The sequence below is a fragment of the Streptomyces sp. NPDC001920 genome (assembly GCF_053594495.1).
On sequence record NZ_JBSFEP010000018.1, the window covers coordinates 39158 to 63085 of the forward strand.

Annotated in this window: 25 protein-coding genes and 1 pseudogene; 16 read left to right on the forward strand and 10 right to left on the reverse strand. The window is 70.5% G+C overall.

Going from position 1 to position 23928, the window contains the following annotated elements; genetic code table 11:
* The first annotated feature begins 53 nt into the window (after nt 1-53).
* Nucleotides 54-881 carry an SDR family NAD(P)-dependent oxidoreductase gene (locus tag ACWCPI_RS28200; protein WP_451040787.1) on the forward strand — a complete coding sequence of 276 codons (828 nt, stop codon included), beginning with the start codon at nt 54-56 and terminating at the stop codon, nt 879-881.
* 80 nt (nt 882-961) lie between these two features.
* Here ACWCPI_RS28200 and ACWCPI_RS28205 read toward each other — a convergent pair whose 3' ends face one another.
* Nucleotides 962-2185: an ATP-grasp domain-containing protein gene (locus ACWCPI_RS28205; RefSeq protein ID WP_451040788.1), complete on the reverse strand. Its 1224-nt coding sequence runs from the start codon at nt 2183-2185 to the stop codon at nt 962-964.
* Between the two features lie 294 nt (nt 2186-2479).
* Between ACWCPI_RS28205 and ACWCPI_RS28210 the strand changes: the two genes are divergently transcribed.
* From ACWCPI_RS28210 to ACWCPI_RS28235, 6 genes are all read left to right on the forward strand, one after another.
* Nucleotides 2480-3817: an MFS transporter gene (locus ACWCPI_RS28210; RefSeq protein ID WP_451040789.1), complete on the forward strand. Its 1338-nt coding sequence runs from the start codon at nt 2480-2482 to the stop codon at nt 3815-3817.
* A 137-nt stretch (nt 3818-3954) separates the two neighbouring features.
* Nucleotides 3955-4278, forward strand: a complete 324-nt coding sequence (locus ACWCPI_RS28215; protein WP_388802328.1) for a 2Fe-2S iron-sulfur cluster-binding protein — start codon at nt 3955-3957, stop codon at nt 4276-4278.
* Between the two features lie 81 nt (nt 4279-4359).
* The gene (locus ACWCPI_RS28220) at nt 4360-5127 is read left to right on the forward strand and encodes a 2OG-Fe dioxygenase family protein (RefSeq protein WP_451040790.1); all 768 of its coding nucleotides are present in this window, start codon (nt 4360-4362) and stop codon (nt 5125-5127) included.
* Nucleotides 5120-6010 carry a sugar phosphate isomerase/epimerase family protein gene (locus tag ACWCPI_RS28225; RefSeq protein ID WP_388802334.1) on the forward strand — a complete coding sequence of 297 codons (891 nt, stop codon included), beginning with the start codon at nt 5120-5122 and terminating at the stop codon, nt 6008-6010. Before ACWCPI_RS28220 ends, ACWCPI_RS28225 begins: the two co-directional genes overlap by 8 nt.
* Nucleotides 6007-7344, forward strand: a complete 1338-nt coding sequence (locus ACWCPI_RS28230; RefSeq protein WP_451040791.1) for a hypothetical protein — start codon at nt 6007-6009, stop codon at nt 7342-7344. The genes ACWCPI_RS28225 and ACWCPI_RS28230 overlap by 4 nt, the downstream gene beginning before the upstream one ends.
* A 4-nt stretch (nt 7345-7348) precedes the next feature.
* Nucleotides 7349-9838: an ATP-grasp domain-containing protein gene (locus ACWCPI_RS28235; protein WP_451040792.1), complete on the forward strand. Its 2490-nt coding sequence runs from the start codon at nt 7349-7351 to the stop codon at nt 9836-9838.
* A gap of 112 nt (nt 9839-9950) precedes the next feature.
* Here ACWCPI_RS28235 and ACWCPI_RS28240 read toward each other — a convergent pair whose 3' ends face one another.
* Nucleotides 9951-10112, reverse strand: coding sequence for a hypothetical protein (locus ACWCPI_RS28240; RefSeq protein WP_451040793.1), 162 nt, complete (start codon nt 10110-10112; stop codon nt 9951-9953).
* Nucleotides 10113-10495: 383 nt separating this feature from the next.
* Here ACWCPI_RS28240 and ACWCPI_RS28245 point away from each other — a divergent pair.
* From ACWCPI_RS28245 to ACWCPI_RS28255, 3 genes and pseudogenes are all read left to right on the forward strand, one after another.
* A pseudogene (locus tag ACWCPI_RS28245) lies at nt 10496-10690 on the forward strand (Uma2 family endonuclease); the annotation flags it as partial.
* Between the two features lie 158 nt (nt 10691-10848).
* The gene (locus ACWCPI_RS28250) at nt 10849-11118 is read left to right on the forward strand and encodes a type II toxin-antitoxin system Phd/YefM family antitoxin (RefSeq protein ID WP_019757277.1); all 270 of its coding nucleotides are present in this window, start codon (nt 10849-10851) and stop codon (nt 11116-11118) included.
* Entirely contained in the window at nt 11111-11374 is a 264-nt protein-coding gene (locus tag ACWCPI_RS28255) for a type II toxin-antitoxin system RelE family toxin (RefSeq protein ID WP_451040794.1), read from the forward strand. The genes ACWCPI_RS28250 and ACWCPI_RS28255 overlap by 8 nt, the downstream gene beginning before the upstream one ends.
* Nucleotides 11375-11499: 125 nt before the next feature.
* Here ACWCPI_RS28255 and ychF read toward each other — a convergent pair whose 3' ends face one another.
* Entirely contained in the window at nt 11500-12588 is a 1089-nt protein-coding gene (gene ychF / locus ACWCPI_RS28260; protein ID WP_451040795.1) for a redox-regulated ATPase YchF, read from the reverse strand.
* Nucleotides 12589-13181: 593 nt separating this feature from the next.
* Between ychF and ACWCPI_RS28265 the strand changes: the two genes are divergently transcribed.
* Complete coding sequence (locus ACWCPI_RS28265; protein ID WP_451040796.1) at nt 13182-13520, forward strand: DUF6542 domain-containing protein; 339 nt, start codon at nt 13182-13184, stop codon at nt 13518-13520.
* Between the two features lie 34 nt (nt 13521-13554).
* On the opposite strand, the gene ppgK is transcribed toward ACWCPI_RS28265, so the two are convergent.
* Together ppgK and ACWCPI_RS28275 are read right to left on the reverse strand one after the other, a co-directional pair.
* Entirely contained in the window at nt 13555-14316 is a 762-nt protein-coding gene (gene ppgK / locus ACWCPI_RS28270) for a polyphosphate--glucose phosphotransferase (protein WP_451040797.1), read from the reverse strand.
* Between the two features lie 59 nt (nt 14317-14375).
* Nucleotides 14376-15383, reverse strand: coding sequence for a 4-hydroxy-3-methylbut-2-enyl diphosphate reductase (locus ACWCPI_RS28275; protein ID WP_451040798.1), 1008 nt, complete (start codon nt 15381-15383; stop codon nt 14376-14378).
* A 172-nt stretch (nt 15384-15555) separates the two neighbouring features.
* Between ACWCPI_RS28275 and xseA the strand changes: the two genes are divergently transcribed.
* The 3 genes from xseA to ACWCPI_RS28290 all read left to right on the forward strand — a co-directional run bounded on the left by xseA (nt 15556) and on the right by ACWCPI_RS28290 (nt 17803).
* Nucleotides 15556-16812 (forward strand): exodeoxyribonuclease VII large subunit, encoded by a 1257-nt coding sequence (gene xseA, locus ACWCPI_RS28280; protein WP_451040799.1) that lies wholly within the window; start codon nt 15556-15558, stop codon nt 16810-16812.
* Nucleotides 16813-16821: 9 nt separating this feature from the next.
* Nucleotides 16822-17061, forward strand: coding sequence for an exodeoxyribonuclease VII small subunit (locus ACWCPI_RS28285; RefSeq protein WP_451040800.1), 240 nt, complete (start codon nt 16822-16824; stop codon nt 17059-17061).
* 151 nt (nt 17062-17212) lie between these two features.
* A complete protein-coding gene (locus tag ACWCPI_RS28290; protein ID WP_451040801.1) occupies nt 17213-17803 on the forward strand; it encodes a malonic semialdehyde reductase in 591 nt (196 codons plus the stop codon).
* Between the two features lie 84 nt (nt 17804-17887).
* Here ACWCPI_RS28290 and ACWCPI_RS28295 read toward each other — a convergent pair whose 3' ends face one another.
* Nucleotides 17888-18409, reverse strand: a complete 522-nt coding sequence (locus ACWCPI_RS28295) for a DUF4245 domain-containing protein (protein WP_451040802.1) — start codon at nt 18407-18409, stop codon at nt 17888-17890.
* A 128-nt stretch (nt 18410-18537) separates the two neighbouring features.
* Here ACWCPI_RS28295 and glpX point away from each other — a divergent pair, with 128 nt between their 5' ends.
* Entirely contained in the window at nt 18538-19575 is a 1038-nt protein-coding gene (gene glpX, locus ACWCPI_RS28300; RefSeq protein ID WP_451040803.1) for a class II fructose-bisphosphatase, read from the forward strand.
* Between the two features lie 59 nt (nt 19576-19634).
* Here glpX and ACWCPI_RS28305 read toward each other — a convergent pair whose 3' ends face one another.
* Complete coding sequence (locus tag ACWCPI_RS28305) at nt 19635-20012, reverse strand: WhiB family transcriptional regulator (protein WP_388802369.1); 378 nt, start codon at nt 20010-20012, stop codon at nt 19635-19637.
* 175 nt (nt 20013-20187) lie between these two features.
* Nucleotides 20188-20880, reverse strand: coding sequence for a DUF1707 SHOCT-like domain-containing protein (locus ACWCPI_RS28310; RefSeq protein ID WP_451040804.1), 693 nt, complete (start codon nt 20878-20880; stop codon nt 20188-20190).
* A 168-nt stretch (nt 20881-21048) separates the two neighbouring features.
* Between ACWCPI_RS28310 and ACWCPI_RS28315 the strand changes: the two genes are divergently transcribed.
* Entirely contained in the window at nt 21049-22725 is a 1677-nt protein-coding gene (locus tag ACWCPI_RS28315) for a fumarate hydratase (protein WP_451040805.1), read from the forward strand.
* 110 nt (nt 22726-22835) lie between these two features.
* Here ACWCPI_RS28315 and ACWCPI_RS28320 read toward each other — a convergent pair whose 3' ends face one another.
* Both ACWCPI_RS28320 and ACWCPI_RS28325 read right to left on the reverse strand, forming a co-directional pair.
* Complete coding sequence (locus tag ACWCPI_RS28320; RefSeq protein ID WP_451040806.1) at nt 22836-23096, reverse strand: DUF397 domain-containing protein; 261 nt, start codon at nt 23094-23096, stop codon at nt 22836-22838.
* The gene (locus ACWCPI_RS28325) at nt 23089-23889 is read right to left on the reverse strand and encodes a helix-turn-helix domain-containing protein (RefSeq protein WP_451040807.1); all 801 of its coding nucleotides are present in this window, start codon (nt 23887-23889) and stop codon (nt 23089-23091) included. Before ACWCPI_RS28325 ends, ACWCPI_RS28320 begins: the two co-directional genes overlap by 8 nt.
* Between the last annotated feature and the right edge of the window lie 39 nt (nt 23890-23928).

Sequence of the window (23928 nt, forward strand, 5' to 3'; positions counted from 1 at the left end):
GCCGCCGCTACGATCGATCCATTTGCGATCGTGCGAGAGAAGGCCGAACAGCCATGACGGACAAGCGAGTTGTGCTGGTGACCGGCGCCGGCTCCGGCATCGGGGCGGCCACCGCCAGACTGCTGCGCGAGGAGGGCCACCATGTGGTCGCCTCGGGGCGCCGGGCCGAACCGTTGCGGCGCCTTGAGCAGGAGACCGGCGCATTGGCGTATCCGTCCGACGTGGGCGACCCCGACGCCGCCGACGGGCTGGTCCGCACCGCCATCGCCGCCTACGGCCGTATCGACGGGCTGGTGCTCAACGCGGGCATCGGACCCGGCGGCACCGTCGGGGACCTGTCGTTGGCGGACTGGGACGACGTCATCCGCACCAATGTCACCGGCCCGCTGCTGCTCCTGCGCGCGGCGATTCCTCACCTGCTGCGGTCACGGGGAGCGGTCGTGGCCGTCGCCTCCGTCTCCGCCCTGCGCAACGGCCCGGGCAACGCCCCGTACGCCGCGTCCAAGGCGGCCCTGATGCAGCTGTGCCGTTCCGTGGCCGTGGACCACGGGCGCGAGGGCGTGCGTGCCAACGTCGTGTGCCCCAGCTGGGTGCGCACCGAGATGGCCGACCGGCGCATGGCACGGTTCGCCGAGGAAGCGGCCCTGGACGACGGCAGCGTGGATGCCGGTTACGAGGAGGCGACCAGGCTTCTGCCGATGGGCCGGCCGGGCGAACCGCACGAGGTCGGCGAAGCCATCAGCTGGCTGCTGTCCCCGGCCGCGTCCTATGTCAACGGTGCGGTGCTGACCGTCGACGGCGGGGCGACCGCCCTGGACCCGGGAACGCTCGCGTTCGACTTCCACATCGCGCCACGTGGCGGACCGGACCGGACACCGTGACCGGACGCGAAGCGCGCGACCGGACGCCCGACGCCGTCTTCCGCGGGCCGTGAGTCGCCCGGGCCGGGTGGGGTGGGAGGTCACACGGTGACGGTCACGCTGGAGCGGAACCACTGCGCGCAGTCCGCCAGCCGGGCCCTGACCTCGGCGGCGTCCGGGCCGACCGCGACGATGTCGCCGGCCCGGTCGAAGGACTTGACCACGGGCCCGACCAGGTCGCCCGGGCCCTTGGTGACGGCGGCGGCCACGACGCCCCGCCGCCCCAGCAGCTGGTCCTCGCCGGGTATCGACACCACCCGGCCCGCCGGGGCGGTGAGGAAGACCCAGCCCAAGGACGCGTCACTCGGGGTTCCGGCCGCCGGCGGCGTGGTGCCGAGTGCCGCGGCGGCCCAGTGCCGGTGGAGGTCGGCCCCGGTGGCGCGGCGCGTCACCTCGTCGACACGTCCGCCGCCGACCCTGCCGCCGCACTCGCCGAAGACCAGGGACCCGTCCGGCTGCTCGAAGACCTCCAGGTGGAACACCCCGTCCGCGTGCCCCAGTGCGGCCAGTGCGCGGTCGGTCAGAGCGCCCGCGCGGGAGTAGAGCCCGGGCTCCTCCTCGGGGGTGACCCGGACGGACCCCACCAGGGCCCCGGAATGTACGTCGATCACATTGCGGAGGTACCGCGAGGCGCTCAGCACCAGGGTGCGGCCGTCCCGGACGACACCGTCCAGGTGCAGCTCGGCGCCGGGGACGAACTCCTCGACCAGCCAGGGGCCCTGACCCGCCGAGGCGGCCCACCGATCGGCCTCCGCCTCCGAGGCGAGCCGGACGGTGTTCCGCGCCCCGGCACCGGCCTGCGGCTTGACCACCACCGGAAACCCTCCCGCGTGCCGTGCCGCCGAGGCGACGTCCCGGGGGGTCGCCGCGATCCCGCACCGGGCGGTCGCGATCCCGGCCGCGCTGATCCGCCGCTTCTGCACGTACTTGTCGCGCAGGGCGACGGCCGCATCGAGCGGCATCGCCCGGACGCCGCCGAGCACGCCGAGGGCCGCGGCGGTCGTCAGGGAGTACTCCTGACCGCTCGTCACCAGGTCGAAGTCGCCGGGGGACAGCCCGGCCCGCGCCAGCGCGAACAGGACGTCCTCGACACTTCCGGCCTCACCTGCGACGAGGATCTCCGCGCCGGCCGCGCCCCGGGCCCGTTCCGCGTCGGTCGCGCTCACCACGCACGTGACCGAGCAGTCCTCCGCCCGGAGAGCGTCGATCGCCAGCGGCTTCCAGCCGACCAGAAGGGCGTGGGGCGAGGGCGCGGTGCGAGGCAAGGGAATCTCCGGGGCAGCGGTGTTCTGGACGGGCCGAATTCTGTGGTCTGAAACCCCGGCGGTCAATGAGGGCAAGTCTCGCCGGACAGCCGTTCCAAGCGCCTATAGAGGCGGTTGAAGCGATGTGCGACCAAGCTCCCGCGCCGGGTGATACGAGGGCTTAACGGACAGGTTCATGATGTTGTTTCAGGTCACTCTTGTCAGTGACCTGAGCGTCCGTTACGGTGAAGGTGATCATAGTGATAGAGGCGCGGTTCGGGGGAATTCGTGCAGGTGAAACGTCTTGCACGGGTCGTGACTTCAGTCACACCCGCGAAGCGCGGCAGCCGCATTCTGGTAGGCGGAGCCCTGGTCGACTCGTTCGGCAACGGACTCTTCATGGCCGCTTCGACGCTGTATTTCGTCGGCGTCGTGGAATTTCCGGCGACCCATGTCGCAGCCGTGCTCTCCTTAGCCGCCGTATTCGGCCTCGCCAGCCCACTCCCGGTGGGTCATGCCGCTGATCGCTATGGCGCGTTACGCGTTTATCTCGTCCTTATCTGCATTCGCTCGGCGGGTTACGGGGCATACGCTTTCGTTCAGGAATTCTCCGGTTATGCCGTGCTCACCTGCCTGCTGTGCGCTGCCGACCGGGCCTCCTCCCCGCTGCTCCAGGTGATCGTCGCGAAGGTGGCCGGGGACGAGGAGCGGACCCGCGCCCTGGCGTCCATCCGCGCGGTGCGCAACGCCGGTCTCACGGCCGGCCTGCTCGCCGCGGGTGCGGCCCTCGGCCTCGACGTGCCCTTCGCCTTCCAGGCCGTGTTCCTGGTGAACGCGGCGTCGTTCCTGGTGATCGCCGGGATGACCCGGTGGGCGGTACGGGTCGCCGACGTGCCCGCGGGTCCCTCCCCCGCCGCCGACCGGGCCACGGTCCAGGCGCCGTACCGCAACGTACGGTTCATGGTCTTCACCGCGGCCAACGGCGTCCTTTCGCTGTACGACTCGCTGCTCCTGGTCCTGCTGCCGATCTGGCTCGTGCAGCGCACCGGCCTGCCGCACGCCTGGCTGTCCGTCCTGCTCGCCGTCAACACGGTTCTGACGATCCTGTTGCAGGCGTACCTGCACCGCTTCGCCACCACGGTCCGCGGCTCCCTGCGGCTGCTGAAGGTGACGGCGGTGGCGCTGTGTCTCAGCTGCGGGCTGTTCGCCCTGGCCGAGGAGGTGCCTCGGTGGGTGGCGTTCGGGCTGGCCGCCGCCGCGGTCGTCGCCCTCACCGTGGGGGAGAACCTCCACTCGGTGGCGAGTTGGGAACTGTCCTACGCCCTGGCACCGGAGGCCGCCCGGGCACGCTATCTGGCGACCTTCAGCATGGGGATGACGGGCCAGCGCATCGTCGGCCCGGCGCTGCTGGTCGGTGTGCTGCTGCCCCTGCACCTGTGGGCATGGGCAGTTGCTGCCGCCCTGTTCGTCGCCGCGACGGCCGTCGCGCTGTGGTCGGGCCGCCCGGCCGCCACGGCAGGCACGACCGACACGGCGACAGGCACACATGACAGGGCGAGCGCGGTCGGCACGGCGCACACGGACGACCCGTCAGGCGCCGCCGGTGCCACGAGAACGACCGGCCCCGCTGCCGCGACGCCACACCAGGAGTGACCCGGGCCGCCCGTCCGCCCGTACCGCCGCCCCGTACCCCGCCCTCGTACCCCGTCCCCGCTTCCCTCCGGCCCGGAAGCGTCCAGCCCTCCGGAAAGCAACCGACCCTTCGAACAGAGAGCACGGCCCCTCACACCATGCCTCAGATCACCTTCCTCCACCCCGATGGCCTTCGCTCCGTCGTGGACGCACCCGCCGGCACGACCGTCATGGACGTGGCGGTGGACGACGCGATCGACGGGATCGTCGGTCAGTGCGGCGGCCGCCTGGTCTGCGCGACCTGCCACGTCTTCGTCGAGGAGGTCGACGGAGCAGCCCTGCCGGAACTCGGCGACGACGAGGACGACCTGCTCGACTACACCGCCGAGGAGCGCCGCCCGAACAGCCGCCTGGGCTGCCGGCTCACCATCGGCGAAGACCTCGCGGGCCTCGTCGTACGCGTCCCGGAGAGCCAGACCTGAACCCGCGCGCGGTTCGTACCGGCGACCGCCATGACGACAGCGACCGCCGCGATCACCGCCCGTCCGCGAGAGCAAGGAACCATGACCACGACACCGCTGAGAGCACCCACCGCGCCCACCGCGGCCGCCGGATTCCCGCAAGCCCCGTTCCTGCACCTCCCACCGGCCTTCATCGAGGAAGCCCTCGACACCGTGCCGCGCGAGGCCGCGCACCGCTTCACGGACTCCTGGGACGACCTGCCGGCCGACCCGTACCTCGGCACCGACGAGCCCTACCGATACCGGCGTTACGACGCGTTCCGCTTCGCCGGCACCGATCTGGAACGCCTGCCCCCACGCCCCTTCGTCCAGGACCACGCGGTGAACAGGCTCGTCGGCGGAGTACCCCGGACGTTCGGCACCCTTCACCCGGCGGTGGCCGAGGGCCCCGCCCTCCGAGCCGTCGTACAGGCCTTCCGGGGCCTTCTTCCGGCCGCCGAGCGGGACGCCTGCGACACCTGCGGCGTCCACCAGATCCGCGTGGTCGCCCGCAGTGACGCGGCCGGCGACCCCGCTCCGGAGGGCATCCACCAGGACGGCCACCACTACGTCGGACAGGTACTCATCCGCCGCGAGGACGTGCTGGGTGCCGAGTCCCGCCTGTACGACCTCGACCGCCGGCAGATCCACCAGGCCCGGCTCACCGAGCCCTTCGAGTCGATCCTGCTGGACGACCGCAGGGTCTTCCACGACGTGTCACCGGTCACCGCCTCTCCCGGGGCGGGCACCGGCGTCCGCGACATGCTCCTCATCGACTTCTTCCCCGGTACACCCGGTACCGAACTGACGAAAGGGACCTCCCGTGACTGACACCACCCCAGTGACCGCTCCCACCCGCCCGCGCATCGGTTTCTCCACCAACATCTGGGACAACCCCGCCGAGATCGTCGAGCACCTCGAATTCCTCGCCGGGCATTTCACCGACATCGAGTTCGAGATCGCCGAGGAGGCGCAGGAGGTCCTCTTCGGAGCCACCGGACCCGAGTACGAGCGGATCGTCGACGGGATGCGCCGCGTCATCGACAAGCACGGGCTGGACGTCTCGGTGCACGCCGCGTGGTACGGCCCGCACACCGACCTGGTCTCCCCCGACGAGGACGAGCGCGCGGAGTCCATCAACTACCTGCGCCGGGCCGTCCACTTCGCGGCCGACCTGGACGTGCAGCGCGTTACTTACCACCCGGGCTACATGTCCCGTCGGCCCAACGACGTACTCCTCGACGTGCTGCGCTCCTCGCTGGACCGCGTCCAGCCGCTGCTGTCCCGCACCGGTGTGCAGCTCTGCATCGAGAACATGGGCGCCAACCGGCCCCGCTACGTGGTGTTCTCCCCGGAGGAGCACGTAGAGCTGTGCCGGAGCACGGGCACCTGGATGACGCTCGACGTGCCCCACCTCGCCACCGTCCACCTGCCGCGCGGCGACTACGACGAGGCGCTGGCCACGGTCGCTCCGTACGTCCGCACGGCCCACATCGCGGACATCAAGGGCGCCGACCACACCCACATCCCCATCGGCGAGGGCGACTTCGACCTGTGGGGGTCGCTGGAGAAGCTCGGCACCTACGGCTTCGACGGCGCCGCCGTCGTCGAGGAGTTCGCCAAGGGCTACCAGCCGGAGCAGTATCTGGAAGCCGCGCTCGACTTCCGCCGCCGTTGGGACGCCGAAGGCGCCCGCCTGCGGGGCGAGGGATGACCACATCGCCGACCGTCGCCGATCCGGTCCTGCACCCGCAGCGGACCCGTCCCCACGAGCACGTCACCGAACTGCTGGGCGGCATACGGGCGGACGAGGACCGGATCGCGGCCACGGTCAACCTGGCCGCCTTCGAGAACGTGCTCTCCCGCACGGCCACGGCGGCCCTGCACGGTCAGCTGGCCAACCGCTACCTCATCGGGTACGAGCAGGAGCGCCGCGGACTGGACCCGCTGCTGCGCTCCGGGCTGCTCACCGCCGCGTATCCCGGCGTGGACCGGCTGGAGCGGGAAGCGGTCAGGACCGCCCGCGCACTGCTGGGCGCCGCCTGGGTGGACTTCCGGCCGCTGTCGGGGCTGCACGCCACGATGTCGGTGTTCGCGCTCCTGACCGCCCCGGGCGCTCTGGTGTACTCCATCGCGCCCGAGAACGGCGGCCACTTCGCCACCCGGCCCCTGCTGGAGTCGATGGGCCGCCGCTCCGCGTACCTGCCCTGGTCCGCCGAGGCGGGAACCGTCGACATGGCCGGCTTCACCGGCCTGTGGCGGCGGGACCCGGGCGCGATGGTCTTCCTCGACCACGGCGTGCCGCTCGTGCCGCTGCCGGTCCGCGGCCTGCGCGCGGCCGTCGGCGGCAGCGCGCTGCTGGTCTACGACGCCTCGCACACGCTGGGCCTGGTCGCGGGAGGAGCGTTCCAGGACCCGCTCGGCGAGGGCTGCGACATCGTCCAGGGCAACACGCACAAGAGTTTTCCCGGCGCGCACAAGGGCCTTGTCGCCTTTGCCGACGCCGACACCGGCCGGGACTTCTCCGACCGCATGGGGCAGGCGCTGATCTCCTCCCAGCAGACCGGCCCGACCCTGGCCAACTACGTCACCACCTTGGAGATGGGCGTCCACGCCGCCGCCTACGCCCGGCAGATGCTGTCGAACCGGGAGGCGCTCGCCACGGCGCTGCGGGAGGAGGGCTTCGCCCTGTTCCGCCCACCGGACGCCGCCGGGGAGAGCCAGAGCCACGTACTGCTGCTCGAAGCCCCGGAGGGGCCCGGCCGCCTGGGCGGCTACGCACTCGCCGGCCGGCTCGTACAGGCCGGACTGGCCCTGAACGCACGCCCCGTCGAAGGACGCGTGATGCTCCGGCTGGGTGTCCAGGAGGTCACCCGCCGCGGCATGCGGGAAGCGGAGATGGCCCACCTGGCCGAGCTCATGGCGCGGGCGGCGCACGCCGGCCCGGAGGAGGGGACGGCCGGCGGGGTTGCCGCGCGGGTGGCCGCGCTCGCCGGATCGTTCCCCTGCGTGGCCTACGGTTTCGACGACACGGACATGAGGGGATGACGCGATGACCACGCCCGACACGGTGTTCTTCCTCGGCAACGCCCGGTACGGCGAGTTCGAGCCGCTGCGTGCGTCGGGCCTGCGGGTCGGTCTGATCCGCGATGTCCGCTCCCGCGGCTGGTGCGCCGACGACGAAGCCTTCGACGCGGTCCTGCCATGGGACCCGGAAGAGGGCACCGAGGGCCTGGCGGACCTCGCCGGACGGCTCCGTGCGCAGGACGCGGCCTGCGTGCTCAACCTCCGGGAGGCGTACGTCGAGCCCTACGCGAGGCTCCTCGCCGTACTCGGCCTGCCCGCGCTGCCGGTGGACGAGGTCGCCGCGCTGCGCTCGAAGGAGCTGATGCGCCGGCTGTTCACCGAGCGGATCGGCGAGCACAGCACCGGCCGCTTCGGCCGGGCCGGATCGGTGGCCGACGTCGTGGCCTTCGGCGAGCGGCACGGCTGGCCCGTGGTGGTGAAACCGGCGGCGCTCTACTCCAGCCTGTTCGTGCTCACCGTGTCCGGTCCCGAGGCCGCGGCCGAGGTCTTCGAGCAGGTCAGGCAGGGCGTCGCCGAGCACGTCCGGGCCAAGGGGCTGCCGGATCGGTTCACCGCCCTGCAGGTCGAGGAGTTCCTTTCGGGCAGCAACCACTCGGTGGACCTGGTCGTCGACCGCGACGGCACACCGTGGCAGAGTCCCGTCGTCGACGTCCTGACCGGCGCCGACCTCGGTGGGGATGACTTCCACCACTTCGCCCGGTTCGCTCCGAGCCGCGCGGACGCCGAGAACCGGCAGCGGATGACGGAACTCGCGGTCGGTGCCGTCCGGGCCATGGGCCTGCGGCTGTGCGCCGCGCACGTCGAGTTCATCCTCACCCCGCGGGGCCCCCGGCTGCTGGAGGTGGGCATCCGGCCCGGCGGCCACCGCGCCCGGGTCCTCCACCAGGCCCACGGCATCTCCTTCATGGACGCCTACGCCGCGGTGCTGCGCGGCGAGAAGCCGGATCTGACGCCCCGCTGCGACCGGCCCTTCGGCATCGTCACGCCGTTCGCCCGCGACACCGGCGTCTTCGCCGGCCTGCGCGGCTTCGACCGCGTGACCTCGCTGCCCTCGTACGCCGGGCACAGCCTCTACCACGCGCCGGGCGCGACCGCCGGGACCGCGGCACAGGGGCACTGGCAGATCCTGTCGGCCGAACTGTCGGCAGACCGGCCCACCGACCTCATGCGTGACATGACGGCGGTGTGGCAGATGTCCGATCTGGTGCAGACCCGCTCGTCCGAGGCTAGGACGGTGCCCTCGGCGGGCCGAGGGCACCTCCTGATGATCGGCGGCAAGGACTCCGGGTTCCGGTCGATCGCCGACCTCGATGTGCGGATCACCCTCATCCAGGAACGCGCCAACCTCAGCGAGCTCCAGGAGCGGCGCGCCGACGGCCTGTTCGTCGTCGAGCAGTTGGACGCGGCGTGGGCACGGACCATGGCCGGCTCCCTGCACCGCGGGGAGGCTCCCTTCGACGCCGTGCTGTCCTTCGCCGAGCAGCACCTGCTGACCGCGTCGCTGATCGGCGAGGACCTGGGCATCGCGCACAACCCCGTCCGTGCCGTACGCAACAGCCGGGACAAGGGCCTGATGCGCGACCTGCTGGCCGCCCACGGGCTGCCGACGGTAGGCCACCGGGTGTGCGCGGCCGCCGATGAGGCGGCGGACTTCCAGCGCGAGCTCGGCACCCCGGTGGTGCTGAAACCGGCGGACGGCTCCGGAAGCCGCGGTGTGACCCTCGCCCGCACCCCGGAGGAGGCCGCCGAAGCCTGGCACCGGGCCGGGAGCACGGGGGCCGCGGTGATCGCGGAGGAGTACGTCACCGGGCGGGAACTGAGCGTCGAGACACTCACCCTGGACGGCACCCATCAAGTCGTCGCGGTCACCGAGAAGCTGACGTCGGGCGCCCCCTCGTTCGTGGAGACCGGACACCAGATGCCGGCCGCCCTGGAACCGGCCGTGGCACGGTCGGTCGCGGACACGGCCGACGCGCTGCTCACCGCCCTGGGGCACCGCTGGGGACCGGCCCACACCGAGGTGATGCTCCGCGAGGACGGCTCGCTCGCCGTCATCGAGACCCAGACGCGCTTCGGCGGGGACCAGATCTGGGAGATGGTCGAACTGGTCACCGGCGTACGACTGGCCGCCGCGACCGCCGCCGGGCTCCTGGGTGCCGAGGCCCCCGCCCGCCCCACCCCGGCCGGGGGCGGCGCCGCCATCCGCTTCTTCGCGCACGAGAACGTCGTACTGAAGGGCGTCGAAGGGGTCGAGGAGGCCCGGAAGCTGCCCGGCGTGGTCGAGGTGAAGGCCACCGTGCAACCCGGCCTGCGACTCGGCCCGCTCACCGGCTCCGGCAGCCGCCAGGGCTACGTCCTGGCGGTCGGTGACACCCGGCAGGAGGCGGTCGCCCGCGCGGAAGCGGCCCACGCGGCCGTCCGCTTCGACACACGGGCCGACACGGACCCGCAATGAACCGGCCGCGTGGTGGCGGCTCCCCGCCACGCGTCCCCACCACCGGCTGAGATCTCGGGCTCGCCGAACGAGCGGCGCGGGGCGGCCGTCAGGACCGCCCCGCGATTGCCTGCTACGCCTGCCGCTTCACGTAGGCGACCGCAGCCATGCCGGCCGTGAAGACGAACCCCGCCACAGCCGCACCGGAGGCAACAGCGGTGAACGGTGCCTGCCCGAGAACGGCGAAGCCGATCCCGACAGTGAGACCAGTGATCACGGAGATCAGCGCGACCACGACCACGTGGTACACGCGGTGGTCGCAGGTTGAAGTGGTTGCAGACAAGAAAGGCCCTCCCATGCTTTGCCAGAGCGTCGCGATCTGAGCCAGGGCAGGGTTCACCCACCACCGGTCCAGGAATGCGACGTCGCCGCCCAGAGGGCGTCGCCATAGGAGAGCGCCGGCCAGGCGCCCCTATAGAACCTCTGCCGCCGCGCTGTAGTGCTCGGTCATCTGCACCGACGCCTCTCACCTTCAAGGGTCTGTTCAACCTCGGCGAGTATAGCCAACTCATCCGACATCCACACGAGTTGGCGCCGGACGCCCGCGGTCCTGGCGAAGACGCCGTGGCCGCGAGGCGGCGGTACGGCGCCCGCTGCACGTCGAAACGGACGGCAGGCTACGCGGAAGCCAAAATCCCGCACTACTGGTGCATCGAGGACGAGAACGGCGCTCCCCTCGTGCACGCCTACGAACTCGACGAGCCGACCGGCGTCTACGCGCCCGCCGGCATCTTCCGGGGCGCTCTGAAGCGGCCGGTGCCATTCGAGATCAGCCTTGATCTCGACGGGCTCACCCCGCCGAGGACCGGGTAGGGATCAGCCCCACGTCAGCACGGGAACCCAGAAGGGGCCAGACGCGCCCGCCAGCGATCGCATCCAGCACAGATCCAGCACAGTTGCGGCTCAACCGGCACCCTGAGCGCGACAATGAGCCGTTGTGTACACATGCGACACTCGGTACTCTTGAGCCCATGACACAGCCGCTGCCCATAGAGTCCATCCGCGATGTCCGGGCACACCTGGCCGAGGTCGTGGAGCGGGCCGACCGCGACGACCTGCCAACGGTGATCACGCGCCGGGGCAAGCAGGTGGCTGCCGTGGTGTCCATCGAAGTGCTCCGGAAATACCAGGAGTGGGAAGAGCGCGAGATCAACCGAATCATCGACGAGCGCATGGCCAACCCGGCTCCCGGCATCCCGATCGAGGACATCATGAGGGAGACGCTGGCTCGCAGTGAGTGAGTACCGCACCGTCTTCCGACCCGAGGCTCAGGCCGAGCTCCGCAAGGTCCCGCGAGACATGGCCCTCCGCATTCTGGCCAAGCTGACTGAGCTGGAGAGCGACCCGCTGGGGTTCAACACCACGGCTCTCGTCTCTCAGCCCGACCGGCGCCGCCTACGGGTGGGCGACTACCGCGTGGTCTACACGATCGACAACGGTGAGCTGGTGGTGTGGGTCGTGCACGTCGGGCATCGCTCCACCGTCTACGCCACCTGAGCACTCCAGCTCAGAAATCCAGCACCGATCCAGCACGGATCGATGAAGGGGCCGTGCTCCCATGAGCCCAGCCCCTTCTGACCTGCGTGTTTGCCGCGTCAACGACGTGCTGTTATTTCATCCGCTCAGACGTTGAAGCGGAACTCGACCACGTCCCCGTCCTGCATGACGTAGTCCTTCCCCTCCATACGCGCCTTCCCCTTCGCCCGGGCCTCCGCCACCGAGCCCGTCTCCACCAGGTCGGCGAAGGAGATCACCTCGGCCTTGATGAAGCCCTTCTGGAAGTCGGTGTGGATGACGCCGGCGGCCTCGGGGGCGGTGGCGCCCTTCTTGATGGTCCAGGCGCGGGACTCCTTGGGGCCGGCCGTCAGGTAGGTCTGCAGGCCGAGGGTGTCGAAGCCGACGCGGGCGAGGGTGGCGAGGCCGGGCTCCTCGGCGCCGACCGACTCCAGGAGCTCCATGGCGTCCTCCTCGTCGAGCTCGGCGAGGTCCGCCTCCAGCTTGGCGTTGAGGAAGATCGCCTCGGCGGGGGCGACCAGGGCGCGCTGCTCGTTCTTGAAGTCCTCGTCGACCAGTTCGTCCTCGTCGACGTTGAAGACGTAGAGGAACGGCTTGGTGGTCAGCAGGTGCAGGTCGTGCAGGAGCTCGTTGCGCTCGGTGCCCTGGACGATGCCGTGCGCGAAGAGCGTGTCGCCCTTCTCCAGGATCTCCTTGGCCTCCTCGACGGCCTTGACCTTCGGCGCGATGTCCTTCTTGATCCGCGACTCCTTCTGAAGCCGGGGCAGGACCTTCTCGATCGTCTGGAGGTCGGCGAGGATCAGCTCGGTGTTGATCGTCTCGATGTCGTCCTTGGGCGAGACCTTGCCGTCGACGTGGACGACGTTCTCGTCCTTGAAGGCGCGGATGACCTGGCAGATCGCGTCGGACTCGCGGATGTTCGCGAGGAACTTGTTGCCCAGGCCCTCGCCCTCGGAGGCGCCGCGCACGATGCCGGCGATGTCGACGAAGTCGACGGTCGCGGGGAGGACGCGCTGCGAGGAGAAGATCTCGGCCAACTTGGTCAGGCGCGCGTCGGGGACACCCACGACGCCCACGTTCGGCTCGATCGTGGCGAACGGGTAGTTGGCCGCCAGCACGTCGTTCTTGGTCAGGGCGTTGAACAGGGTCGACTTGCCGACATTGGGCAGACCGACGATTCCGATCGTGAGCGACACGTTGCGACTTCCCGTACGTGAGAGGACTTCAGGGGCTGGGCTGGGGCCCGGTCCTTCTTCGATCATCGATGCAGATGCACGGGCCGATCCACCAGTCTACGGCGTGCCGAACCCGGCCCCGGCGCCCTGTCGAACACGTGGCCAAGGTCCGCCCCCGGGCGTGTCTGAGGCGCGATCGGGCACATAAGCAGACCTAAGTTGGTCCAGTGGAGCATCACAGGGCGCGATCTGCAGGGTACGAGTCGCGACGCGGTACACAACCGCCGCTGCCACCGCAGGCTGCGCGGGGCGGGACCGGGTCGGGAAGGGGTGACGGAGGGTTGTCGCGGGAGCGGAGCGGCTCGGGTCCGTCGGTCGGGCGGGCTCAGCGGCCTCAGCGGCCTCAGCGGCCTCGGTCCGCCTGGCCGTCCCGGGCCTCACGGCCGTCCCGTCCCTCCCCGTCCGGCCGGCCCGTCCCCCAGCGCCGCCCGAGCGGAGCCGCGGCGGCAGCGGCGGTTCGGCATCCCGGGCCGCCCCCCGCGCCGCAGGGCGTACGCCGGTTTCCCGACCCGCGGCTGACCGGTCTGGGCGGCGGACTGTTCAGCGGTGCGGTGATGCTGCTGCTCGGCTACCTCGACGTGCTGCTGTTCGGCTCGTCGCTCACGCTGTACGGCGTGCTGTTCCTGCCGGTGTGCGTGCTGACCGCGGTCTGGGTGCGCAGGGGCGATCTGATGACCGCGCCGGTCGTCGTGCCACTCGCCTTCGCCGCGGGGCTGATTCCGGTGGCCGACGAGGGCGGGGGCGTCGGCGATCACCTGATGGGACTGGTGACCGCCCTCGCCACGCAGGCCGGGTGGCTGTACGGGGGGACCCTGATCGCCGGTCTCATCGTGACCGTGCGCAAGGCCCGCCTGCTCGCCCGCCGGGCAGCGGCCCGACGCCGGTCGGCGTGAACCGCCGCCGCATGCGGGTGACCGGTGGCCGGCCCTAGGCCGCCCTCTCCCCCGCCCTCTCCCCCGCCCGCATCGCCGCACCCACGATCCCCGCGTTGTTCTGCAGCTGGGCCGGGACGATCTCCGCCTTGATGCCCTCGATGTGGTGCAGGAACTTGTGGGACTTGCGGCTCACCCCGCCGCCGATGATGAACAGCTCCGGGGAGAACAGCATCTCGACGTGGGCGAGGTACTTCTGGACGCGGCGCGCCCAGTGCTCCCAGGTGAGCTCCTCGTCGTCCTTGGCCTTGCTGGAGGCACGCTTCTCCGCGTCGTGGCCGTGCAGTTCGAGGTGGCCCAGCTCGGTGTTGGGGACGAGGGCGCCGTCGACGAACAGTGCGCTGCCGATGCCGGTGCCGAAGGTGAGGAGGATCACGGTGCCCCGGCGATCACGGCCCGCGCCGAAGTGCATCTCGGCGACCCCGGCCGCGTCCGCGTCGTTGACCACGGTCACCGGGAGGCCGCCGAGGCGGTCGCTGAACAGCGCGCGCGCGTCGGTGTCGATCCAGCTCTTGTCGACGTTGGCCGCCGTACGGATCGTGGATCCGTCGGTGACCACGCCGGGGAAGGTGAGCCCGACCGGGCCTGTCCAGCCGTAGTGCTCGACGACCTGCCGCACACCGTCGGCCACACCGTCGGGCGTGGCCGGCTGCGGAGTGAGCACCTTGAAGCGCTCCTGGGCGAGGTCGCCTCTGTCCAGGTCCACCGGGGCACCCTTGATCCCGGATCCGCCGATGTCCACGCCGAAGATCTGCATGGCCCTACGTTACGACGCGGGACTGACCGTCACGACGGCGAGGGACCTGCCGTACCGCTTCACTCGCCGGAGCCGGTGCGCTCGGCGATCAGCGCCGCCGCCTCCTCGCGCAGGTCGCGGCGCAGTTCCTTGGGCAGGGAGAAGGTGATGGACTCCTCGGCCGCCTTGACGAGCTCGACGTCGCCGTAGCCGTGCTGGGCGAGCCACTCCAGGACTTCCTCGACGAGGACCTCCGGGACGGAGGCGCCGGAGGTGACGCCGACCGTGGTCACGCCCTCCAGCCACGCCTCGTCGATCTCGCTGGCGAAGTCCACGAGGTAGGCCTCGCGGGAGCCGGCCAGCTTGGCGACCTCGACGAGCCGCTTGGAGTTGGAGGAGTTGCGGGAGCCGACCACGATGACCAGTTCGGCCTCGGCGCCCATCTGCTTCACCGCGAGCTGGCGGTTCTGCGTGGCGTAGCAGATGTCGTCGCTGGGCGGGGAGATGAGCTGCGGGAACTTCTTCTTGAGCGCGTCCACGGTCTCCATCGTCTCGTCCACGCTGAGCGTGGTCTGGGAGAGCCAGACGACCTTCGACTCGTCGCGGACCTCGACCTTGGCGACGTCGCCCGGGCCGTCGACGAGCTGGATGTGGTCGGGGGCCTCGCCGGAGGTGCCGATGACCTCTTCGTGGCCCTCGTGGCCGATCAGGAGGATGTCGTAGTCCTCACTGGCGAAGCGGACGGCTTCCTTGTGGACCTTGGTGACGAGGGGGCAGGTCGCGTCGATGGTGGCGAGCTTGCCGCGCTCGGCCTCCTCGTGGACGACGGGGGCCACGCCGTGCGCGGAGAACATGACGATGTTGCCCGGCGGCACCTCCTCCGTCCGCTCGACGAAGATGGCGCCCTTCTTCTCCAGGGTCTGCACGACGTACTTGTTGTGGACGATCTCGTGCCGGACGTACACCGGAGCGCCGTACTGCTCCAGGGCTTTCTCGACGGCGATCACGGCGCGGTCCACACCCGCGCAGTAGCCACGGGGGGCGGCGAGCAGGACACGGCGGCCAGGCGAAGCAGTCATGCGTCCCATCGTAAGGGTGCGTTCGGCCCCCTGAAGATCGCCCTGGTGACGGGTTGGTGGGAAGAGTGACGGTGGGCTGTGAGGGACGGGAAACGGCGCGCGGGGCGCCGGGTGGGCGCCCCACCGGCCGGAAGCCGCCCGGCTGGGCGGCGTTGTCGGTCGTGGCCGTTACGCTCGCCGCATGGCTGTGAACACGACCCCCGAGTCCCCCCTGCCCGTCGGTGAGGTGTCGCGGCTCATCGGGGGGTGGATCGACCGGCTCGGGGCCGTGTGGGTCGAGGGGCAGATCACCCAGCTGTCGCGGCGCCCCGGTGCCGGTGTCGTGTTCCTGACCCTGCGCGACCCGTCGTACGACATCTCGGTGAGCGTGACGGCCTACCGCCAGGCGTTCGACGCGGTCGCCGACGTGGTGAGCGAGGGTGCCCGGGTCGTCGTCCTCGCCAAGCCCGAGTGGTACGCCCCGCGGGGGCAGCTCTCCTTGCGCGCCGCCGAGATAAGGCCGGTCGGTGTGGGTGAGCTGCTCGCCCGGCTGGAGATGCTGAAGAAGACGCTGGCCGCCGAGGGGCTCTTCGCGCCGGAGCGCAAGAAGCGGCTGCCCTTTCTTCCGCAGCTGATCGGGCTCGTGTGCGGGCGGGCCTCCGCCGCCGAGCGGGACGTCCTGGAGAACGCCCGGCACCGCTGGCCGGCCGTCCGCTTCGAGGTGCGCAACGTCCCCGTGCAGGGTGTGCACGCGGTACCGCAGGTCGTGCAGGCGGTGAAGGAACTCGACGAGATCGACGACGTGGACGTGATCATCGTGGCCCGCGGCGGCGGCAGCGTCGAGGATCTGCTGCCCTTCTCCGACGAGCAGCTGGTCCGGGCCGTCGCCTCCTGTCGTACGCCGGTCGTCTCCGCGATCGGCCACGAACCCGACAACCCGCTCCTCGACCATGTCGCCGACCTGCGCGCCTCCACACCGACCGACGCCGCCAAGAAGGTCGTACCGGACGTCGGCGAGGAGTACGAGCGGGTGCGGATGCTGCGGGACCGGGCCCGGCGATGCGTGGAGGCGTTCGTCGAGCGGGAGGAGCGGGGGCTGGCGCATGCCCTCGCGCGGCCCTCGATAGAGGATCCGCACCGGATGATCGACGAGCGGGCCGATCATGTGGCCTCGCTCCTCGACCGCAGCCGCCGCTGCCTGGGCCACCACCTCGACCGGGCCGAGTCGGAGCTGACGCACACACACGCACGCGTGGTGGCGCTGTCCCCCGCGGCGACCCTGAAGCGCGGGTACGCGGTGCTGCAGAAGGCCGACGGGCATGTGGTCCGGGACCCGGGCGAGGTGTCGGCGGACGAGGCGCTGCGGGCGCGGGTCGCCGAGGGTGAGTTCTCCGTACGCGTCGATGCGCGAAGCGGTGCGGGAAGTGATGGACGAAGCGGTGCAGGAAGCGATGCATAGGGTGGGCGCATGACCGGCAAGGTGGAAGAGGCCCTCGGGTACGAGCAGGCCCGGGACGAGCTGATCGAGGTCGTACGGCGGCTGGAGGCGGGCGGTACGACGCTGGAGGAGTCCCTCGCGCTGTGGGAGCGGGGCGAGGAGCTGGCCAAGGTGTGCCGGCGCTGGCTGGAGGGAGCCCGGGCCCGCCTCGACGCGGCGCTCGCGCAGGAGGCCGAGGCCGAGCGTGAAGAGGCCGAGGCCGACTCCTGACGTCGAGGGTGCCGGCGATCGTGTGGTGTGAAGCGGATCACGACACCCCGCCCTTTGTTGAAGCTTGAACTTGTCTCGCGTAACGTCGTTCCCGTAACCGGTCCCCGGTCCGCTTACGGGCCCACGACGCACTACCCGAGAAGGTTCACCCATGTCTCTCGTCCTTGACCCCGCCGCCCAGGACCTGCTGTTCCGCGAGGCCCGCACCGCGAACACCTTCACCGACGAGCCGGTGACCGAGGAGCAGGTCCAGGCGATCTACGACCTGGTCAAGTACGGCCCCACCGCCTTCAACCAGACCCCGCTGCGCATCACCCTGGTCCGCTCCGCGGAGGCCCGTGAGCGCCTGGTCCAGCACATGGCCGAGGGCAACCAGGCCAAGACCGCCACCGCCCCGCTGGTCGCGATCCTGTCCGCGGACAACGAGTTCCACGAGGAGCTGCCGACCCTGTTCCCGGCGTTCCCGCAGGCCAAGGACCTCTTTTTCAGCGAGCGCGCGGCCCGCGAGAGCGCTGCCGGGCTGAACGCCGCCCTCCAGGCCGCGTACTTCATCGTCGGCGTCCGTGCCGCCGGCCTGGCCGCCGGCCCGATGACCGGCTTCGACTTCGAGGGCGTCCGCAAGGAGTTCCTGGACGACGACCACACGCCGCTGATGGTCGTCAACATCGGCAAGCCGGGCCCCGACGCCTGGTACCCGCGCTCCCCGCGCCTGGAGTTCGACCAGGTCGTCACCACGGTCTGAGCCGCTCCGACCGCGCATCACGAAGGCCCCCGGCGGCAGTCCGGGGGCCTTCGTCATGCGTCCGGTGGGGTCACCGCGAGGGTGTCACCCCGCCTTCAGGGACTTCGCCATCTGCGTCAGCTGCCCGAAGGAGCCCGTGCCCGCCACCACGGTCGTCGAGCCCTTCTCCTGGTGCACCAGCGCGTCGTACCGGCCGCCCGTGTAGCGAGTCCACGTCCGGTCGCCGATCTTCTCGGTGACCTTCGTCTCGCGACCGCCCCGGGTGGCCTCGTCGATGAACGTCGACGGCTTCTCGGCCGACTGCTGGACCTGCACGTACTGTCCGTCGGCCGTGTGGAAGCCGAGGTGCCAGGCGTCGAAGTCGTCACCCTTGAAGCGGACCGAGGTCGCCTTCCAGGACTCGGGCAGGTTCTCGGGCGCGACCACCGGGTAGGACGCCGCGCGGCGAGCCGTCAGAAGCTCCACGCGGTAGTCGACCCGCGGGAGGTCGGGAGTGCCGTCTTCATGGGGGATGAAGAGATAGATGACCCCGGCCGCGAGCACGGTCACTCCGAGGGAGAGGACCATGTTCCGGACCGACTTCTGCTTGCCGTTCGAACCTGCCACGCCCCCTATCGTCGCAGGTGCCCTGGTCTGCTCATCCGTGGGGCCCCCTGCTCATTCTGTCTGCCCGAGGATAGAGTCAGGGCCGTCACCCTCATCCGGCCGTCGTCGTATCAGAAAGGTGCGCTCCGATGACCGAGAATCATCATCATCTGCCGACCGAGCTCGAAGTACCCAGCGAAGCCCCCGACCGCAACCTCGCCCTGGAACTTGTCCGGGTGACCGAGGCCGCGGCGATGGCCGCGGGCCGCTGGGTCGGGCGCGGCGACAAGAACGGCGCCGACGGCGCAGCGGTGCGTGCCATGCGGACCCTCGTCCACACCGTGTCGATGAACGGCGTCGTCGTCATCGGTGAGGGCGAGAAGGACGAGGCGCCGATGCTCTTCAACGGGGAGCGGGTCGGCGACGGCACCGGGCCCGAGTGCGACATCGCCGTCGACCCGATCGACGGGACCACGCTCACCGCCAAGGGCATGCCCAACGCGATCTCGGTGCTGGCCGCGGCCGACCGGGGGTCCATGTTCGACCCGTCCGCCGTCTTCTACATGGACAAGCTGGTCACCGGACCCGAAGCCGCCGACTTCGTCGACATCAACGCGCCCGTGTCCGTGAACATCCGCCGGGTCGCCAAGGCCAAGCGGTCCACGCCCGAGGACGTCACCGTCGTCATCCTCGACCGGCCCCGGCACGAGGGCATCATCAAGGAGATCCGGGACGCCGGCGCGCGCATCAAGCTGATCTCCGACGGTGATGTCGCGGGGTCGATCTACGCGCTGCGCGAGGGCACCGGTGTCGACATGCTGCTCGGCATCGGCGGTACGCCCGAGGGGATCATCTCCGCCTGCGCGGTGAAGTGCCTGGGCGGCACGATCCAGGGCAAGCTGTGGCCCAAGGACGACGAGGAGCGGCAGCGGGCGATCGACGCGGGCCACGACCTGGACCGTGTGCTGATGACCGATGACCTGGTCGCCGGGGACAACGTGTTCTTCGTCGCGACCGGTATCACCGACGGTGAGCTGCTGCGCGGTGTGCGCTACCGGTCGGAGACGGCGACGACCGACTCGATCGTCATGCGGTCCAAGTCGGGGACGGTGCGGCGGATCGACTCCGAGCACCGGTTGAGCAAGTTGCGGGCCTACAGCGCGATCGACTTCGACAGGGCGAAGTGAGCACAGCGGTGTGAAAGGCGTGGGGCGCCCCCGGTGCGGAGGGGGCGCCCCTTCCCGTCTCAGCCCGCCTGCGCTATGCGGTCCGCCGTCCTTGCCGCCTTCTTGAGTTCCATCTCGCGGCGACGCCGCCGGGCCAGGACCACTCGGCGCTCCGCCGCGGTGAGGCCGCCCCAGACGCCGTAGGGCTCGGGCTGGAGGAGGGCGTGTTCGCGGCACTCGACCATGACCGGACAGCGGGCACAGACTCGCTTGGCCGCCTCCTCGCGGGAGAGTCGGGCCGCGGTGGGCTCTTTCGACGGCGCGAAGAACAGGCCGGCCTCGTCGCGGCGGCACACGGCTTCCGTATGCCAGGGGGCGTCTTGGTCCCTGTCTCGCACTGGCACCCGCTGGGCCGGAACGGCAGCGACCTGCAGGGACGAATGCGGCGGTTGCAGCACGGTCTACTCCTGACGACGGCTTCGCGAGCGAGAGACGATGCAGCAAGGTCTACCCGCTGTGCGCGCGCCTATGCAGGGAGTTCCGAACCGCTGGATCCGAGGGGGTTCTGCGCGTCGCCGTGGAGCCTCCGAAACGGCCGAAAGGTGCGGCGGGGACCGCTCCGCTTCACGACAGTCAACGGTCCGAGTGCTTGCGCAAACCCTTCGCGCCCTTGTCGAGGTGGCGCTGGACGCGATCGAGGATGTCCGCCACCAGCCTGCCCCGCTTCGGCCGGGCCTCGATGCTGCCGAGCACGGCCCAGCCGTCGACATGGACGACCGGCGCCTGGGGCTCCGCCGCGTCGAGGTGGTCCACCTCGAAGCTGCCGAGCACACCGCCGCCGGCGCCGCGCAGCGAGACGTTCTCCGGGACGCGAACCTCGACGCTGCCGAAGAGCGCGATCGCGCGGATGACGACCTGCTGGTACTCGAAGAGCGCCTCGCTGAGGTCTATCTCGACGCTGCCGAAGACCGCGTACGCGTGGATACGGCGGCCCGCCCGCCAGCGGCCCTTGCGGACCGCGCTGCTGAACACCGCCACGACGTTGTCGTCGGGGTCGAGCGGCGCCCCTTCGAGGGCGGGGCGCGCGGGCACCGGGACGTGGGGTGCGCGGCGGGCGTGGGCGGCGGGCAGGTCCCGTATGAAGACCTCCAGTTCGCCGACCGTCTTGGCCGCGAGCACACCCTCGACCCGCTCGGCGTGCTCGTCGGCGGTGAGGCGGCCCTCGGCGAGGGCGTCACGCAGGATGTCGGCGATCCGGTCGCGGTCGGCGTCGGACGCGCGCAGTTCGGTGGCGGCAGCGGGCACGGTCTGCTTCTGAAGGTCCACGGCAGCAGCCTAGCGAAACACGATAGATCGCGATAGCCCCTCTTTCGTGTCTTCCCGTTCGCTTACCGAAATCCAACTGAGCCTTACCTCACAAGCCCGGCGTCGGCGGCAGGTTCTACGCTGGTGGGCGCTGCCAACGGAGGCCAGCCGCTGTCTGTCGAGTGAGGAATGGGCGAGATGCCTGAGTTCGCGTACACCGATCTGCTCCCCATGGGAGAGGACACCACCCCCTACCGGCTGGTGACCTCCGAGGGTGTCTCCACCTTCGAGGCCGACGGGCGGACGTTCCTCAAGGTGGAGCCCGAGGCGCTGCGCAAGCTGGCCGAGGAGGCCATCCACGACATCCAGCACTACCTGCGCCCCGCGCACCTGGCCCAGCTGCGCCGCATCATCGACGACCCCGAGGCGTCGAGCAACGACAAGTTCGTCGCCCTGGACCTGCTGAAGAACGCGAACATCGCGGCGGCGGGCGTCCTGCCGATGTGCCAGGACACCGGTACGGCGATCGTGATGGGCAAGCGCGGGCAGAACGTGCTGACCCGGGGCGGCGACGAAGAAGCCCTCTCCCGCGGCATCTACGACGCGTACACCAGGCTCAACCTCCGGTACTCGCAGATGGCTCCGCTCACCATGTGGGAGGAGAAGAACACCGGCTCCAACCTCCCGGCGCAGATCGAGCTGTACGCCACCGACGGCGGCGCCTACAAGTTCCTCTTCATGGCGAAGGGCGGCGGCTCGGCCAACAAGTCCTTCCTGTACCAGGAGACGAAGGCCGTTCTGAACGAGGCCTCCATGATGAAGTTCCTGGAGGAGAAGATCCGTTCGCTGGGTACGGCCGCCTGCCCGCCCTACCACCTGGCGATCGTGGTCGGCGGCACGTCCGCCGAGTACGCGCTGAAGACCGCCAAGTACGCCTCCGCGCACTACCTGGACGAGATCCCGGCCGAGGGCTCGCCGCTCGGGCACGGCTTCCGGGACAAGGAGCTGGAGGAGAAGGTCTTCGAGCTGACGCAGAAGATCGGCATCGGCGCGCAGTTCGGCGGCAAGTACTTCTGCCACGACGTGCGGGTGGTGCGCCTGCCGCGGCACGGCGCCTCCTGCCCGGTCGCCATCGCGGTCTCCTGCTCGGCCGACCGGCAGGCCGTCGCGAAGATCACCGCCGAGGGCGTCTTCCTGGAGCAGCTGGAGACGGACCCGGCGCGGTTCCTGCCGGAGACGACGGACGAGCACCTGGAGTCCGACGGGGACGTCGTCAAGATCGACCTGAACCAGCCGATGGAGTCGATCCTCGCCGAGCTGACCAAGTACCCGGTGAAGACCCGCCTGTCGCTGACCGGCCCGCTGGTCGTGGCGCGTGACATCGCGCACGCCAAGATCAAGGAGCGGCTGGACGCGGGCGAGGAGATGCCGCAGTACCTCAAGGACCACCCGGTGTACTACGCGGGTCCGGCGAAGACGCCGGAGGGTTACGCGTCCGGCTCCTTCGGCCCGACGACGGCCGGCCGCATGGACAGTTACGTCGAGCAGTTCCAGGCGGCGGGCGGGTCCAAGGTGATGCTGGCCAAGGGCAACCGCAGCAAGCAGGTCACGGACGCGTGCGGCACCCACGGCGGGTTCTACCTGGGTTCCATCGGCGGCCCGGCCGCGCGTCTCGCCCAGGACTGCATCAAGAAGGTCGAGGTCGTCGAGTACGAGGAGCTCGGCATGGAGGCCGTCTGGAAGATCGAGGTCGAGGACTTCCCGGCGTTCATCGTGGTCGACGACAAGGGCAACGACTTCTTCCAGGACCCGGCGCCGGCGCCCACGTTCACGTCGATTCCGGTGCGGGGGCCGGGGCTGGCGTAGCGCCTCGGGTGCGGTGGGGGGGTGGATCTCGCCCCCGCCGCCCCTACCCGTCCCGTCCCCGGGGGCTGCCGCCCCCGGACCCCCGCTTCGGCCCTGAAGGGGCCTCGTCCTCAAACGCCGGACGGGCTGGGATCGGTGTGCACCCAGTTCACGAACGACGACCAGGCCGTAGGGCCGAAGACCAGGGCGGGGCCCTGCGGGATCTTGGAGTCCCGCACGGGGAGGCCGTACGGCTGGTTGTCGAGCACTTCGAGGCAGCTGCCCTCGTTGCCGTTGCTGTAGGTCGACTTGCGCCAGCCGTCCAGTACTTCGAGACAGCTGCCCTCGTCGCCACCGCTGTAGGTCGACTTGCGCCAGCGCTGCTCAGTCATGATGACCGTATTCCTCCGCGATCGACCGCAACAGGTCCAGGGATTTCCTCTGCGACAAGGCTTCTCCCAGCACGAGAGCGTAAGCGGCCTGGATCCGCTCGACCAGGCCGGGTTCGTCGTGCAATGTGCCCGAGAACGCTCCTTCCTCGTAGGCCACCGGCGGTTGGTCCTCGAACCACATGAGCGTGACCATGCTGCCGAGCAGCGGATGCCCTCCCTGCGCCAGTGGCACGACGTGCACCCGGATGCGCTCGCTCTCCGCCAGCCGCAGCAGGTGCCTGATCTGATCTGCCATCACCGCCGGACCACCGACCGGTCGTCGCAGCACGGTCTCGTCCAGCAGGGTCCCGACCATCGGGCACTTGGGGTCGTCGAACACCCGCGCCCGGTCCAGGCGCGTCGCCACCGCCTTGACGCGCTCCTCCTTCACCAGAGGCGGGTAGGACGCGTCCCGCAGCAAGGCGTCCGCGTACCCCTCGGTCTGCAGGATGCCCGGCACGAACGCAAACCCGAACTCCTGGATCACTGAAGCCTGTTGCTCCAGCTCCAGGGCAGCCTCGAAGTGCGGCGCCACCGGCCGACGGTCGCTCCCCGGCCGGAAACTGCTCAGCACACCCCCCGTGTTCAGCACCTGGTCCAGCCGCCGCGCGTCCTCCCGTGACGGCACCCTCCTCCCCGCCTCGATGTGCGCGATGTGCGTGCGCGACATGATCGCCTCGTCGGCCAGTTGCTGCTGCGTCTTGCCCGCGCCTTCCCGCTGCTGCCGAAGCCAGTCGCCGTACGCCGTTCCCATGCGTCACCCCTCGTGACAAGCAACTCACACACCGTCACT